General features: G+C 34.3%; 15 protein-coding genes. 6 read left to right on the forward strand and 9 right to left on the reverse strand.

The annotated features are described in order from the left end of the window. Positions 1 to 17: 17 nt before the first annotated feature. The 7 genes from LBU54_RS06395 to LBU54_RS06425 all read right to left on the reverse strand — a co-directional run bounded on the left by LBU54_RS06395 (position 18) and on the right by LBU54_RS06425 (position 7018). Positions 18 to 470 carry a sensor of ECF-type sigma factor gene (locus LBU54_RS06395; RefSeq protein WP_224527427.1) on the reverse strand — a complete coding sequence of 151 codons (453 nt, stop codon included), beginning with the start codon at positions 468 to 470 and terminating at the stop codon, positions 18 to 20. A gap of 14 nt (positions 471 to 484) precedes the next feature. Next, positions 485 to 985, reverse strand: coding sequence for a hypothetical protein (locus tag LBU54_RS06400; RefSeq protein WP_224527430.1), 501 nt, complete (start codon positions 983 to 985; stop codon positions 485 to 487). 55 nt (positions 986 to 1040) lie between these two features. Then, a complete protein-coding gene (locus LBU54_RS06405) occupies positions 1041 to 1583 on the reverse strand; it encodes an RNA polymerase sigma factor (RefSeq protein ID WP_224527433.1) in 543 nt (180 codons plus the stop codon). Positions 1584 to 1875: 292 nt separating this feature from the next. Then, complete coding sequence (locus tag LBU54_RS06410) at positions 1876 to 3702, reverse strand: ABC transporter ATP-binding protein (protein WP_224527436.1); 1827 nt, start codon at positions 3700 to 3702, stop codon at positions 1876 to 1878. Continuing rightward, positions 3702 to 5429: a phospho-sugar mutase gene (locus LBU54_RS06415; protein ID WP_224527439.1), complete on the reverse strand. Its 1728-nt coding sequence runs from the start codon at positions 5427 to 5429 to the stop codon at positions 3702 to 3704. Before LBU54_RS06415 ends, LBU54_RS06410 begins: the two co-directional genes overlap by 1 nt. A 69-nt stretch (positions 5430 to 5498) precedes the next feature. Continuing rightward, on the reverse strand, positions 5499 to 6452 hold the full coding sequence (locus LBU54_RS06420) for a glycosyltransferase family 2 protein (RefSeq protein ID WP_224527442.1): 954 nt from the start codon (positions 6450 to 6452) through the stop codon (positions 5499 to 5501). Between the two features lie 53 nt (positions 6453 to 6505). Continuing rightward, on the reverse strand, positions 6506 to 7018 hold the full coding sequence (locus tag LBU54_RS06425) for a DUF4199 domain-containing protein (protein WP_224527444.1): 513 nt from the start codon (positions 7016 to 7018) through the stop codon (positions 6506 to 6508). Between the two features lie 165 nt (positions 7019 to 7183). Between LBU54_RS06425 and LBU54_RS06430 the strand changes: the two genes are divergently transcribed. The 3 genes from LBU54_RS06430 (at position 7184) to LBU54_RS06440 (ending at position 9624) form a co-directional block, all read left to right on the forward strand. After that, positions 7184 to 7435: a type B 50S ribosomal protein L31 gene (locus tag LBU54_RS06430; RefSeq protein WP_224527446.1), complete on the forward strand. Its 252-nt coding sequence runs from the start codon at positions 7184 to 7186 to the stop codon at positions 7433 to 7435. A 103-nt stretch (positions 7436 to 7538) separates the two neighbouring features. Further along, complete coding sequence (locus LBU54_RS06435; RefSeq protein WP_224527449.1) at positions 7539 to 8714, forward strand: GlmU family protein; 1176 nt, start codon at positions 7539 to 7541, stop codon at positions 8712 to 8714. A 4-nt stretch (positions 8715 to 8718) separates the two neighbouring features. Next, a complete protein-coding gene (locus LBU54_RS06440; RefSeq protein WP_224527452.1) occupies positions 8719 to 9624 on the forward strand; it encodes a TolB-like translocation protein in 906 nt (301 codons plus the stop codon). Here LBU54_RS06440 and LBU54_RS06445 read toward each other — a convergent pair. Beyond that, on the reverse strand, positions 9614 to 11236 hold the full coding sequence (locus LBU54_RS06445) for an ABC transporter substrate-binding protein (protein WP_224527454.1): 1623 nt from the start codon (positions 11234 to 11236) through the stop codon (positions 9614 to 9616). The genes LBU54_RS06440 and LBU54_RS06445 overlap by 11 nt on opposite strands. Positions 11237 to 11330: 94 nt before the next feature. Here LBU54_RS06445 and mtaB point away from each other — a divergent pair, with 94 nt between their 5' ends. Next, positions 11331 to 12662: a tRNA (N(6)-L-threonylcarbamoyladenosine(37)-C(2))-methylthiotransferase MtaB gene (mtaB, locus tag LBU54_RS06450; RefSeq protein WP_224527456.1), complete on the forward strand. Its 1332-nt coding sequence runs from the start codon at positions 11331 to 11333 to the stop codon at positions 12660 to 12662. 52 nt (positions 12663 to 12714) lie between these two features. On the opposite strand, the gene LBU54_RS06455 is transcribed toward mtaB, so the two are convergent. Then, positions 12715 to 13011 carry an N-acetyltransferase gene (locus tag LBU54_RS06455; protein ID WP_224527458.1) on the reverse strand — a complete coding sequence of 99 codons (297 nt, stop codon included), beginning with the start codon at positions 13009 to 13011 and terminating at the stop codon, positions 12715 to 12717. Positions 13012 to 13186: 175 nt separating this feature from the next. Here LBU54_RS06455 and LBU54_RS06460 point away from each other — a divergent pair, with 175 nt between their 5' ends. Beyond that, positions 13187 to 13849: an alpha/beta hydrolase gene (locus tag LBU54_RS06460; protein ID WP_224527460.1), complete on the forward strand. Its 663-nt coding sequence runs from the start codon at positions 13187 to 13189 to the stop codon at positions 13847 to 13849. 48 nt (positions 13850 to 13897) lie between these two features. Next, entirely contained in the window at positions 13898 to 14833 is a 936-nt protein-coding gene (locus LBU54_RS06465) for a lytic transglycosylase domain-containing protein (protein ID WP_224527462.1), read from the forward strand. The last annotated feature ends 1 nt before the right edge of the window (position 14834 follow it).

Below are 14834 nucleotides of genomic sequence, written 5' to 3' on the forward strand. Positions count from 1 at the left end.
ATTAGGCTCCCTCTAGATTAGTTTCTGTTTGCTCTTTTTTGTCGCATTTGTTTTAAGCGCTCTAAAAGTATTCGGTTGAACTCGTCCTCAGCTGCCCTTAACTTAATAATTTTTTTGGAGGACAAAATAGATTGTAAATCTTTCGCCAATTTTATTTTTGCATTGTGAATCTCATTTTCAGCATCTAGTACTTGTTCTAAAAGTCTACTAGCTTCATTATCTGACATGTTAGGATTACTTCTAATCTTGATCTTGGCATCTCTAAGAGGGCCAGATTTAATTCGTTCACGTTTTTCCTCAAATGCATTATAGATAGGCCAAAATTGTTGTGCTTCTTCTGCAGTAAGACTCAGCTTCTCAGTTATAAAAGCAACCTTTTGTGCTTTTATACGCTCATTCATTCTGCCATCACGTTGTGCATAACTTGAGAGACCTATTAATAATATTAATATTGGGATTAATTGTTTCATAATATTGTAAAGTTCTATTCTATAATTAAGTCTATTTCTGAGTTTTTAAGAAGATAGGATTCTAAATTATCTTCTTCAAAACTTGTTTCCGTTATCACAAAATCATCTTCTAGTAAGTCTGAATCTGCCAGTAATTCTGCAAGTTCATAACTGCTTAGGTCTCTATTTTCCAGGTAGTTTTCTACCATTTCTATTGATAATTCTTCTTCAAATGGTTTGTTGATGAAAATAGCCAGCATCAATATAATTGAAGCTGCCATACTAGCCACATAATACAATTGGCGTCTAGAAAATAGTTGAATTACAGGCGTATCATTTTCTTTTACCTTATTCAATATTTCTGTCTCTGCTTTTTTAAAGTAATCATTAGGTACTTTAAAACCAGAATTATTGATTTTGGATAAAGTATCAGATAGATTCAGTCTATCCATGAGTTTGTCTTCGAATGTATCGAAGTATCCCTCAGGAGTTTTAAACCCTTCATTTTTGATGTTATGTAATTTATCTTTTTTCACTTGTACTGAACTGGTTTCAATATCTATTGGTTTGACTCATAATTGTGACAATGGTTTAATTAGAGGTCAAATAAGTTTCAATCTTTTTTACGGCTATATGATATGATGCTTTTAAAGCACCCTCGCTGGTTTCCAAAATATCTGCCATATCCTTGTATTTAATATCGTCAAAATATTTCATATTAAATACCAGTTGTTGCTTTTGTGGTAATGATGCAATTGCCTTCTGTAATTTAAGCTGAATTTCATCACCTTCAAAATATACATCAGCTGTTAAATTATTTATTGCATTGCTTTTCTGCTCTTCATTGCTAATCTGTAATCGTTTTGCATTTTTATTTAAATGTGTAATCGACTCGTTGGTCGCAATACGATATAACCATGAAAATAATTTACTCTCTCCTTTAAATTTGTCAATGCTTTTATAAACCTTTATAAACGTGTTTTGCAAAACATCATCAGCATCGTCATGGTTTATAACTATTTTTCGTATATGCCAATATAGTCGCTCTTTATAGAGCTGTAATAACTCCCTGAAAGCACCTTCTTTAGACTTGGGGTCTTGTAGACGCAATATGAATTGTGATTCGTCGGTCAATTAATTTCTTTTGCTTTTTGACTCGTTAAAATACTAAAAGTTTAATTAGAATTTTTTCAAAATTACTAGTGGTAAATTAATACATTGATAATGAGGTATATATGATTTTTTATATCGACAAAACGCAAAAAAATACGATAAAAAGCAATTTTTTTTTGGTTTGTAATATTTTTTGTCATATGTTTGACCTGCTTAACCTATTAACTGTTGCCAGTGTCCCCAAATCTGGTAACAAACAGAAGAGGATGTGCCGAAAGGTGCATCCTTTTTGATTTAAATACGTTGACATTTTTTAATCGAAGCTTTGCATATCTACAAGCCTTTTGTACACGCCATTTTTGGTCATTAGTTCTTTGTGAGTGCCTTGCTCTGCAATCTCACCTTTTTGCATAACTACAATCTGATCTGCATTTTGTATGGTAGATAATCTATGAGCTATAACAATTGAAGTTCTATTACGCATCATATTTTCTAATGCCTCTTGGACCAGTCGCTCGCTTTCAGTATCAAGAGCAGAGGTCGCCTCGTCCAAAATCATAATTGGGGGATTCTTTAATACGGCGCGTGCAATACTAAGTCGTTGTTTCTGACCACCAGATAATTTATTCCCAGAGTCACCGATGTTTGTATCAATTCCATTGGGTAAATCCCTTACAAATTCCCAAGCATTAGCAATTTTTAGTGCATCAATAATTTCATCATCGGTCGCATTTTCCTTACCTAATAGTACATTATTCTTTATGCTGTCGTTAAATAGAATTGAATCTTGGGTAACTAAGCCCATAAGTTTACGCAATGAATTTTTGGTCAATTCCTTGATGTTTTCACCATCTATTGTTATGCTTCCTTCGTTAACATCATAGAATCGAGTTACTAAATTGGCAATAGTGCTTTTACCACTACCGGATTGGCCTACTAGCGCAACACTTTTTCCTTTTGGTACGGTTAAAGTAAAGTTCTTAAGAACGAATTCATCATCATACTTAAATGAAACATTATTGAGATTTAGATTTGAATTAAAGTCACTTTTTGATTTAGCGTTTGGTATATCTTCTAATGGAGAGCTTGTGTTTAGAATTTCCAAAACACGATCTGCGGCGGCATTGCCTGCCTTTACCTTATAACTTGCCTTGCTGATAGCCTTTGCTGGTGTAAGAATTTGATACGCCAAGGCCATATACCCAATAAAGGCACCGCCAGACAGTGATCTTTCAACTAAAACCATGCTACCACCATACCAGAGTAAAGCAGCGATAGTGACGATTCCCAAAAATTCACTTGTTGGTGAGGCCAAATTTTGACGGTTCATTAAAGTATTTGAAAAGTTGTAGAATCTGTTTGTAGAATCTTTAAATCTATTATTAAATCGATCCTCCGCATTAAAACCCTTGATAACTTTTAAACCGCTCAATGTTTCTTCTAACGTCGAAAGAAAAACGCCTTGCTCAGTTTGAACACGATCTGATTTCTTTTTAAGGCTTTTTCCAATTCTAGATATGATAAAACCAGAAACAGGAATGAATAAAAACACAAAAATTGTTAGTTCTACGGAGATCGTGAACATCGCGATAATTGCAAATAGAATAGTGAGAGGTTCTTTAACAATCAATTCCAATATGGCCAACAATGAGTTTTTTACCTCGTTAACATCTCCAGAAATTCTTGCAATAATGTCACCTTTCCTTTTTTCAGAATAATAGGATATAGGGAGGCTTGTGACCTTGGAGTAGATTTCATTTCTTAAATCCTTTAAAACACCATTTCTGAGAAATGTGATAAAATAGAGTCCTAAATAGTTAAAGAGATTTTTAAGCAAAAACAAACTTATAATTAATACTATCATATATAGCAAAGAGCGCTGTGCGCCATATTGCTGTGATGTTGTAGTAATAATATAATTAATGAAATTTTCAATATAGTCTTTTAAAGACCTAATACCTTCATAAATGGGTTTTGAGGTAACTTTTTTTCCTTCTCCAAATAACACATTTATCATGGGCATTAGAGATACCATTGCCAATGTGCTAAATAATGCATATAAAATATTGGAGATAATATTTAATATTCCATAGCGCTTATACGGAATAATAAATCTTGATAGTTTTTTTAGATAATCCATTAATTTAAATTCATATCCTTCAGGATAGCATCAATTCTGGATTCCAATAACTGCTCCTTTTTTTCAAAATCGGACACATTGTCTAATTTAGTCTTAACACTTATGTAGAATTTAATCTTAGGCTCTGTACCGCTTGGCCTTAAAGCAATTTTGCTGTTGTCCTCAGTATAGTAAATTAACACATTAGATTTTGGAATATCAATTTTCTCTTCTTTCTTGTTTACCATATCCTTAGCAATAGATAATTGATAATCTTCAATGCGTACAACCCTTGATCCGTTAACTTCCTTTAAGGGGTTTTCACGGGCATCAACCATCATTTGTTTTATTTCTTTAGCACCTTCTATTCCTTTTTTGGTTAAAGAAATAAGACGCTCTTTGTAAAATCCAAATTCAACATACAGTTCGATCAGCTTTTTGTAGAACGAACTTCCTTTTGATTTGGCATCCGCGGCAATTTCACAAGCTAATAGTGTAGATGTTACAGCATCCTTATCTCTAACAAAATCACCTACCATGAAACCGAAACTTTCCTCACCACCGCCTACAAAATCAAGTTCAGGAAAGTCTTTAATCATTTTGGCAATCCATTTAAAACCGGTAAGACCAATTTTCAATTCTGTATTATAACCATCTGCCAAGGCTTGCATCATTGGCGTTGATACAATTGTCGAACCTATAAACTCTCTTCCTTTAAGTTTGCCGGCTTTTTTCCAATTGTTTAAAAGAAACTCGGTCATAACTACCATGGTCTGGTTTCCGTTTAAAAGTTTCATGTTGCCTTCAAGGTCTCTAATTGCAATTCCTAAACGGTCACTATCTGGATCTGTACCTATAACGATATCTGCGTTGGTTTTTTCTGCCAAATCTAAAGCCATTTTAAGTGCCTCAGGTTCCTCAGGGTTTGGAGAATCTACTGTAGGGAAGTCTCCATTTGGTTCTGCTTGTTCTTCAACAATATGAACATTTTTATAGCCAGCACGTTGCAATGTGTCGGGTATTGTTGTAATTGATGTGCCATGGAGTGATGTAAAAACAATTTTAAGATCATCTCTTGATTCTTGCGTAGTAAAACTCCCCTTTTCAATAGAAGCCTTTATAAAAACATCATCAATATCTTTGCCTATATATTGAATTAAATCATTATTGGCCTTAAATTTAACCTGTGAGTAATCTAAACTATTGATTTCATCAATAATTTCAGCGTCTTGAGGAGGTACCAATTGGCCACCATCTTGCCAATAAACTTTGTAACCATTATACTCTGGAGGATTATGTGATGCTGTCAATACAATACCACAATGGCAATGTAAATGCTTTAAAGCAAACGATAATTCTGGAGTTGGCCTTAAATCCTCGAAGAGGTATACTTTTATACCATTGGCAGAAAATACATCTGCTACCACCTTACCAAACGTTTTGCTGTTATGCCTACAGTCGTATGCTATTGCTACTTTTATGGCTTCCTTGGAAAACACTTTTTTCAAGTAATTACTTAGGCCCTGGGTATTTTTCCCAAGTGTGTATTTGTTTATTCTGTTGGTGCCTAAACCCATAATACCTCGCATGCCACCCGTACCAAATTCCAAATCTTTGTAAAAACTTTCCTCTAATTCCTTCGGATTTGAAGCGATGAGTTCTTTAATTTGACTTTGTGTGTCCTTATCAAAACTTGGGGTCAACCATGTATTTACACGTTTTAATATTTCTGGTTTGATGTATATCATTTGGAAAAAATTTATAATATAAAATTAATCAAATATGCTTTCACTGTATTACATTAATACATTCGATTATTAGTCTGTTGTATTTATTTCTTCGTTTATATAATAACGTTGCTGTTGCCTTTTGGTTCGAAGTATTAGTTCGCCAATGAAACCAGCAATAAAAAATTGGACACCAATTATCATTGTTGCTAATGCAATAAAAAACTGTGGTCTATCAGTAATTAATCGACCTGTTGGGTTTATGAAAAGTTTGTCAATGCCGAGATATGCGGCAAATCCAAAACCAATTATAAACATTAAGACGCCTAGTGCACCAAATAGATGCATGGGTCTTCTTCCAAATCTAGAAATAAACCAAACGGTCATTAGGTCTAGAAATCCATTGATAAATCTACTCATACCAAATTTTGTATGTCCATATTTTCGAGGTTGGTGCTGCACCACCTTTTCGCCAATTTTAGAAAACCCTGCACTTTTTGCTAAAACAGGGATATACCGGTGCATCTCACCATATACATCGATGGTTTTTATAACAATTTTATTATAGGCTTTCAGACCACAGTTAAAATCATTCAATTTTACTCCTGAGGTACGCCTAGCCGCCCAGTTAAAAAGTTTAGAGGGTATATTCTTTGAGATGACAGAATCATATCGTTTTTTCTTCCATCCTGAGACCAAATCGAAATCACCAGAATTTATTAGATTATACAACTCTGGAATTTCCTCTGGGCTATCTTGAAGATCTGCATCCATAGTAATAATTACATCGCCATCAGCCTTTGCGAAACCGGCATTAAGGGCTTGTGACTTACCGAAGTTTCTAAGAAAACGAATACCTCTTACATTGGTATTGATTGATGCTAGTTTTTTTATAGTATCCCAAGACTTATCTGTACTTCCGTCATCGATAAAAAGAATTTCATAAGAAAACGAATTGGATTGCATCACTGATACAATCCAATCGTGTAATTCTTTTAAAGATTCTTCTTCGTTTAGTAGTGGTATAACTACTGATATGTCCATGGGCTATAAGTCTTCTTTGTAGACTTCAAAAATAAAGAAATAATTTAAGGATATTACTTGTCATTTTTGAGTATCGCACCAATAATAAGGGATATAATAAATCCGAAAAATAGACTAGAAACAAGAAACATAGTAGACAAAAAGAACGTTGAGGTAAACATATTTACCATCTTTGTGCCCATTTCTAGCTGTTCGCCTTCCATGTTTGGATTTTGTGACAGCATATCATCCATTGCTTTTTCGCGGATACCTTCCATAAATTCTGGTGCAATAACACCGTAATGCAGTGCAGCATAGAGCGCAGCTACGATACCACCAATGGCTGCCATACCCATACCAACTTTCAATGCGTCTTTTAAACTTAGAACATTAGCATTTTGCTTTTTAAAAAGGTTAATACCGTAATAATAAATATAGATGGTAAGTATTATGCTAATGCCACTGAGTATCCAGTTGCGTTCTTCGTTTAAAACATATAAAATAACTAGCCCTGCTATAGATAATAAGGCGAGATATAACCCATAAGTATAGGCTATTGGCTTAATTGATGGTTTTTGATGTTCCATGATTAAAAAGTGATTTTTTAGTTAATTGACTTGTTAGTACTTAAAGATAAGAATTTGTTACATCATTTTCTCTAAATAAAAAAGAATAAAAAGATTGTAGATTTAATAAAATTAATTAAATTTGCACCTCGAAAAATTCGAAATACAGATTAAATAAGTTTAGAGATGAAAACAGGAATACATCCAGAGAATTATAGACTCGTAGCCTTTAAAGACATGTCTAATGACGATGTGTTTTTAACTAAGTCTACGGCTGATACAAATGAAACGATTGAAGTTGACGGTGTTGAATACCCCTTAGTGAAATTGGAAATCTCTAGAACATCTCATCCTTATTACACAGGAAAATCCAAACTTGTTGATACGGCAGGTCGTATTGATAAATTTAAAAGCAAATACGCGAAGTTTAAGAAGTAATTCTAACGAATTGATATTTAAGAGCCTTTCTTCATTAAGAAAGGCTTTTTTGTTTTGAGCAATTACCCTACTTTTGATAGGTAACTAAAGCTATAATCTGTTTATGAATTATATCCTATTTGATGGTCCTTATCGCAATAACTTGCTTCCATTTACATTTACACGTCCAGTTGCCGATATAAGAGTAGGTATATTAACCATTAGACAAAAGTGGGAATCTTACCTGGAGTATACTACTACAACAGTAACTGAAGATTACCTTTCTGATAAATACCCAATGGTTGAAATGGACGAGAATATCATGATTAATGCTTCATTTTTACCAAATAGAGAAATAGCTGAAATTGTTAAAGGGTTAAGTCACAATCAGGCGTTGTTTAAAGGTGAAGATGTTATTGCCTTTTTTGCAAAGGAAGGTGAAGAAGTAGAGGATTTTTCTTCATTTGAAGCAATCGATTATGACGACGATATTATTAAGATTGAACATACTTGGGATATATTCGCAAAAAACGGTGATGCTATCATTGAAGATTTTAATCTCATAACTAACGGTCGTCAATCAGAAGCAATACCGACTTCAGTTAATACTATAAATCCCGAACAGATTTTTATTGAGAAAGGCGTTAAAATGGAATTTGTAACGTTAAATGCTAGTTCTGGACCCATTTACATTGGCAAGAATGCTGAGGTTATGGAAAACTCAGTGATAAGAGGGCCTTTTGCGCTTTGCGAAGGTGCTACTGTAAAACTAGCTTCTAAGATATATGGTCCAACAACCGTTGGTCCTTTTAGTAAAGTTGGAGGTGAGGTGAATAACTCGGTGATTTTTGGTTATTCAAATAAGGGTCATGATGGCTTTTTAGGAAATTCTGTACTGGGTGAATGGTGCAATCTTGGTGCTGATACCAATAATTCTAATCTAAAAAATAATTACGCAGAAGTACGCTTGTGGGATTATAAAACCGAAGGATTTGCTAAAACAGGACTTCAGTTTTGTGGTTTAATGATGGGAGATCATAGTAAATGCGGCATCAATACCATGTTCAATACTGGTACGGTTGTTGGTGTAAGTGCTAATATATTTGGGAGTGGATTTCCGCGTAATTTCGTTCCAAGTTTTTCATGGGGAGGAAGTAAAGGCTTCGTTACTTATAAAACCAACAAGGCATTTGAAGTTGCCGAAGTGGTTATGGGCAGACGAAATGAGGAATTTACGAACAAGGATAAAGCTATTTTAGAACATGTTTTTGAAGAAACTAAACAATACCGTAGAGAATAAAACCATGAAAAAGCACCAAATCTCAATCCTACTTGCATTCATCAGTACATTTGCTTTTACGCAGAGTAAAGATGTTGAGGTAAGACAATTAGAACTAAATACAGAACTAGACCATTTTGCAGCGCGTGTTGTGGGTGATAAAATATTTTACAGCCATAATCTTACTACAAAAAGGGGCAGGCCAATTAAGGATAAGTATTCTGGATTTGTTTATGGGATATATGAAGGTGAGATAAATTCTGATGGTGAAATTGTTAATGGAAAACCAATAGTAAAAACAGAATTGGGACAATTTAACATGTCTGCAGCTACCTACTCAAAGGATGGTAGATTTATGTACTTTACTTCAAATCATACAGGAAAGGGTGCTAATAAGCTAAAAGGCATTGAGACTTATAATCTCTTAATACAGAGAGCGGAGTATGTTGAGGGAAAAGGCTGGACAAACTTTGAAACCTTGCCATTTTGCAAACCCAACAACAACTTTGCACATCCCGCTTTAAGTCCAGATGGTAATACACTTTATTTCATTTCAGATATCAGGGGAACAAAGGGGAAATCAGATTTATATAAAGTATCCGTCACAAATCATAAGACATATGGTGAAGTAACCAAACTGAGTGAAACCATCAATAGTTCAAGAACAGAAATATTTCCATTTGTTAGTGCAGATAACGTATTGTATTTCACATCAAATCGTAGGTATGGTAAAGGAGGACTAGATATTTATCGTTACGACTTAAATTTAAGTGATCCAGAGCAACTACCAGTTTCGCTTGAAACACCAATAAATAGTCCTGGTGATGACTTCTCGTTCTTTTTAAATGATGATTTAACATCAGGTTATTTGTCTTCAAGACGATTGAAAGGCGCTGGTGGCGACGATTTATACTACTTTACTAAATTTTAGTCTTCCTTACTGCTTTTAGCTCTAATAGATTGGTAGCATTAATTCCAAGACCATTAACGGTCTTGCGTGTAAATCTTACTACTTCGTCATAAAATAAAGGAACAATAGGGGCAGAAACCATAACCAATGAGTCCATTTTTGTATATAAGTCTGCCCGCCTTTGAGGATTGGTTTCTAAATACGATGCTTCAAAATAATTATCAAATACTTTGTCCGCAAAATGTGTATAATTTGGTCCATTTGGAGCGAAATTATTACTGTAATAAAGCGAAAGGTAATTTTCGGCATCCGGATAATCAGCAATCCAACTTGCTCTAAAAAAGTCAAGCTGTCCGTTAGCTTTAGCATCTTTTAAACTCGATGCAGGTATAACATCAACGTTGACTGTTATTCCAATTTTTTCAATCTCACGTTGAATAAATTCACATAAGCTCAAATAGTTACTCGTAGTGGTTAGTGTTATTTCTGGATTCTGAATTCCAGTTTCAGTCTTAAAAGTTTCTACAAGCTGTTTTGCCTTTTCTGGATTATAGGTATAGCCGATTGTTGAATTGTATCCTGGCAATCCATTGGGTATAAAGCCTCCATAGGCTGGCGTGCCGATGCCGTTTCTTAGATAGGTAATCATCTTGGCCCTGTCAAAACCTAAGTTAATAGCTTGTCTAATGGTTTTACTTTTTAAAGATTCAACATCAGTCTCCATAAAAAATGCGAGGTATTCTGTGTTTAAATATGGACCTCTTATCATGTTTACATCATCTTTATATAAGGCTTTTAATTTGCCGTCATAGGTCAAAATTTCGTCCTTGTAAGAAGCATCCAATCCCGAAACAAAGTCGATGTTATTTTGGGCAAACTGTAAAAACTCACTTTGCTTATCAGGTAAAAAGGTGATGGAAACTGCCTCCAAATAAGGTAGTTTTTCACCGTTCTCATCAAGTTCAAAATAGTTGTTGTTTTTTCTAAAAACTAGTTTAATGTTCTCTTCCCATCGTTTAAATCTAAAGGGACCAGTTCCTATTGGATTAGACCGGAAATCTGTTCCGAAGTACTCGACAATTTCCTTTGGAACAACGGAGCAGTATTTCATTGTAAGAAGTCCCAAAAAGGCAGGAAAAGGTTGTTTTAATTTTACTTGAAACGTTGAATCATTAATTACCTCAAAACGTTCCACTTTATTCATAACCCAGCTTCCAGGAGAGGCTAAGGAGGGATCTTTTAGTCTGTTTAAGCTGTATTTAAAGTCATAAGCTGAAACTTGTCGTGTTGAATCTTTTCCAAACAATGAATGTTTATGAAAATAGACATCTTTTCTCAAGCTAAACGTATATGTTCTAGCGCTGTCAGTAATCGTCCAATTCTTTGCAATACAAGGAATAACATTGAGATTATTATCCATCTGCACCAATCCGTTAAATAGTTGGTGTGTAGCCCAGATATCTGCTAAGTCTTTTGAAAATGCAGGGTCAAGAGAACCTATGTTTTTATGCTCATTGTATCTAAAAACAAGATGGTTTTTACTTTTTTTGGATTTAGGTCCACAAGAAATTGAAATAAAGCTAAAAGCAACTAAAATCAAGAATTTTAATATTAAACCGCTCTGTTTTAACATGTAAGTATTAAATCGTAAATTTGCCAACTCTAAAATTAAAGCCGAGTAAATATATACGAATAAAGGTCTGTAAACAAGTTTGGAAGTCTAAAACATGGAAACAAAAAAAGTTGCTTTTTACACACTTGGTTGTAAGCTTAACTATTCTGAAACCTCAACAATTGCTAGAGGTTTTAAGGAGAAGGGCTTTCAGCGTGTTGATTTTAAAGACAAAGCTGATATCTATGTTATAAATACATGTTCGGTTACAGAAAACGCAGACAAACGATTTAAAACTATTGTTAAGCAAGCTCAAAAAGTTAATCCTGATGCATTCGTCGCTGCCATTGGTTGCTATGCACAATTAAAACCAGAGGAATTGGCAGATGTAAACGGTGTAGATTTAGTTCTTGGGGCAACTGAAAAGTTCAAAATCACCGATTATATTAATGATCTTTCTAAAAATGATTTTGGCGAAATTCATTCCTGTGAAATTGAAGAGGCAGATTTCTATGTCGGCAGCTATTCTATTGGTGATAGAACTCGGGCATTCCTGAAGGTTCAGGATGGTTGTGATTATAAATGCACCTATTGCACAATTCCCTTAGCTAGAGGTATCTCTCGAAGTGATTCTATGGACAACGTTTTAAATAATGCAAGGGAAATATCTGAACAAGGTATTAAGGAAATTGTATTGACTGGTGTAAATATCGGTGATTATGGTAAAGGTGAATTCGGTAACAAAAAACACGAGCATACTTTTTTAGATCTCATTACAGAGTTGGATAGAGTAAAAGGGATAGAGCGTTTGCGTATCTCATCAATTGAACCAAATTTACTTAAAAACGAAGCTATTGAACTCGTTTCAAGGTCAAGAGCATTTGTGCCTCATTTTCATATACCCTTACAGAGCGGAAGCAATGAAATCCTTAAGAAGATGAAACGGCGTTACATGCGTGAACTTTATGTAGACAGAGTCAAAAAAATTAAAGAGGTAATGCCGCACGCTTGTATAGGCGTTGATGTTATTGTTGGTTTTCCAGGAGAAACAGACGAGATATTTTTAGAAACCTATAACTTCTTAAATGAATTGGATATCTCTTATCTGCATGTTTTTACGTATTCTGAGAGAGATAATACGGAGGCATCTTATATGGAAGGCGTTGTATCTAAAAATATAAGGGCGAAACGCAGCAAAATGTTGAGAGGTTTATCAGTAAAGAAACGACGTGCTTTCTACGAAAAACAGCTAAATACAGAACGTGTGGTATTGTTTGAAGGCGAAAATAAAGAAGGCTATATTCATGGTTTCACAGAAAACTATGTAAAAGTTAAAGCGCCTTGGAATCCTGAATTGGTCAATACATTGCACAGAGTAGAGCTTTCTGAAATTGACGATGACGGTCTAGTACGTTTTAATTTCACACAAGCTCTAGTCCATGAATAAAAAAACCCATAACTATAAAGTTATGGGCCTCTCAATCTATCTCTTTTTCAAATTATATTCGAATGCCAACTGGCAGCATACGTTTATATTTTCTATTACTTCTCACAAATTTCGCAATTTCAGGACTTGTGGGTACAACACTGATATTTCGTTCTTTAATGTTATCAAATACCATTGCCAAAAATTCTTTTTCAAACTCATCAGACTTCATCGGGTCTGGAATAATCATTTTTGTAAGGAAAATTTTGCGTTCTTGAAGAGAATATTCAATAACAGCCATGTCGTTTTCAACCTTTAATTCAAATTGACGTAGAAAATCATTGTCAATCAATTCGGCAGTTTCAGTCATAATTTCATTATTTAAGATTAGCGGTTGGCGTGTAGATACTATATTTTATATAGTTTTGCAATGCAAAGGTATAAATAATTAGGGAATTCTCCTAGGTCCCAAGTGTTAAATGCTTGTAATCTCGGTATTTATAAAGGATTCCGCCAAGACTTAAGCCCTTACATAAACATTAAAAATGGTATCAGAACTTACTCATGTTTATTTCATGCCTGGTATGGCAGCAAGCCCTACAATTTTTGAATACATTTCTCTTCCAGAAGATAGATATAAAATCCATTGGCTAGAATGGCAAATTCCGAATAGAGATGAGACGTTACAAAACTATGCTAAGCGTATGTGTAGTTTTATAAAGTACGACAATGCCGTGCTTCTAGGTGTGTCTTTTGGAGGTATTTTGGTCCAAGAGATGAGCAAATACCTAAACCTAAAAAAGTTATTCGTTGTATCCAGTGTAAAATCACGCCATGAATTGCCAAAGAAATTTAAACTTCTAAAAGTTACTAAAGCCTATAAAATATTGCCAACCCAGCTAGCAGGAAAAATTGATATTTTGGCCAAATATGCTTTTGGAGAGACAATAAAAAAAAGAGTAGACTTATATAAAAAGTACCTTTCTGTTAATGATAAAGCATATTTAGATTGGTCTATTAAGCAAGTTGTATGCTGGGACCAGGATAAACCACATCCAGAAGCGATCTACATCCATGGAGATAAAGATGCTGTTTTTCCACACTCCTGTGAAGGCGATTGTATTGTAATTAAAGGAGGTACACATGTCATGATTATAAATAAGTATAAATGGTTTAATGAAAATCTACCTAAACTTATAGAGTCTTGAATTTGAAAGAATTAAATAGATTACTTACATTTAAAAAAAATTGAAGCCATGCAAATCTTAAAAAATATTTTAGCCGGAATTGGTTTAGTATGTATATCAGGATTATTCATATTTGCAGTTCAGAAAGCACCTTCTGACGAAACCATTGGTAAAGAACAACCTATTGTTAATGATTACAATGTTTATGCCCTCGAGATGCCTGAAGGTCTAAATTTTTCTGGTGAACCTGTACCAGTAGACAATCCAGATATCTACGAACGAATGGATCGTGAGCTTCTAGTAAATACCTATTGGCAGTCTAATGGGTTGTTAATGTTTAAAAGAGCACAAAAGTATTTTCCTATCATTGAACCAATTCTAGAAAAAAACGGTGTTCCAAATGATTTTAAATATTTAGCTGTTATTGAAAGCGGATTGTCAAATGCAGTCTCTCCTGCAGGTGCCAAAGGATTTTGGCAAATAATGAAAACTACCGGTCGCGAAAACGGTCTAGAAGTCAATAGTAATGTAGATGAACGCTACAACCTGGAGTTGGCAACTGAGGTGGCTTGTAAATATTTAAAAAAGGCAAAAGAGCAATTAGGTTCCTGGACCCTTGCAGCAGCGGCATATAATGCTGGAAACGCTGGAATTGAAAGACGACTGGAAGAGCAGAATGTTGCCGACTACTACGACTTACTTTTGGGTGAGGAAACAGGTAGATATATATTTAGAATTGTAGCATTAAAGGAAATATTAAACAACCCAAGTAAGTATGGGTTTAATTTCAATAAAAACGATTTATATAAACCTGTACCTACTTATAAAGTTGAAGTTGATACCGCTGTTACAGATTTCACCCAGTTTGCTAGTCGTTTTGGAATAAATTATAAAATATTGAAAATTCATAATCCTTGGTTAAGAGAGAAACATCTCAACAATGGCTCAAGGAAGTTATACAAGATTGAAATTCCAAAAGAAGGGTATTACAAAACAACACCATAAA

The sequence above is a fragment of the Winogradskyella alexanderae genome (genome assembly GCF_020166335.1).
Classification (GTDB): Bacteria; Bacteroidota; Bacteroidia; order Flavobacteriales; family Flavobacteriaceae; genus Winogradskyella; species Winogradskyella alexanderae.

Excerpts from the sequence above, each read along its gene's own strand:
- LBU54_RS06420 (WP_224527442.1), bottom strand. The coding sequence starts at position 6,452 with ATGGACATATCAGTAGTTATACCACTACTAAACGAAGAAGAATCTTTA.
- LBU54_RS06415 (WP_224527439.1), bottom strand. The coding sequence starts at position 5,429 with ATGATATACATCAAACCAGAAATATTAAAACGTGTAAATACATGGTTG.
- LBU54_RS06460 (WP_224527460.1), top strand. The coding sequence starts at position 13,187 with ATGGTATCAGAACTTACTCATGTTTATTTCATGCCTGGTATGGCAGCA.
- LBU54_RS06440 (WP_224527452.1), top strand. The coding sequence starts at position 8,719 with ATGAAAAAGCACCAAATCTCAATCCTACTTGCATTCATCAGTACATTT.
- LBU54_RS06445 (WP_224527454.1), bottom strand. The coding sequence starts at position 11,236 with ATGTTAAAACAGAGCGGTTTAATATTAAAATTCTTGATTTTAGTTGCT.
- LBU54_RS06435 (WP_224527449.1), top strand. The coding sequence starts at position 7,539 with ATGAATTATATCCTATTTGATGGTCCTTATCGCAATAACTTGCTTCCA.
- mtaB (WP_224527456.1), top strand. The coding sequence starts at position 11,331 with ATGGAAACAAAAAAAGTTGCTTTTTACACACTTGGTTGTAAGCTTAAC.
- LBU54_RS06395 (WP_224527427.1), bottom strand. The coding sequence starts at position 470 with ATGAAACAATTAATCCCAATATTAATATTATTAATAGGTCTCTCAAGT.
- LBU54_RS06410 (WP_224527436.1), bottom strand. The coding sequence starts at position 3,702 with ATGGATTATCTAAAAAAACTATCAAGATTTATTATTCCGTATAAGCGC.
- LBU54_RS06430 (WP_224527446.1), top strand. The coding sequence starts at position 7,184 with ATGAAAACAGGAATACATCCAGAGAATTATAGACTCGTAGCCTTTAAA.
- LBU54_RS06465 (WP_224527462.1), top strand. The coding sequence starts at position 13,898 with ATGCAAATCTTAAAAAATATTTTAGCCGGAATTGGTTTAGTATGTATA.
- LBU54_RS06425 (WP_224527444.1), bottom strand. The coding sequence starts at position 7,018 with ATGGAACATCAAAAACCATCAATTAAGCCAATAGCCTATACTTATGGG.
- LBU54_RS06455 (WP_224527458.1), bottom strand. The coding sequence starts at position 13,011 with ATGACTGAAACTGCCGAATTGATTGACAATGATTTTCTACGTCAATTT.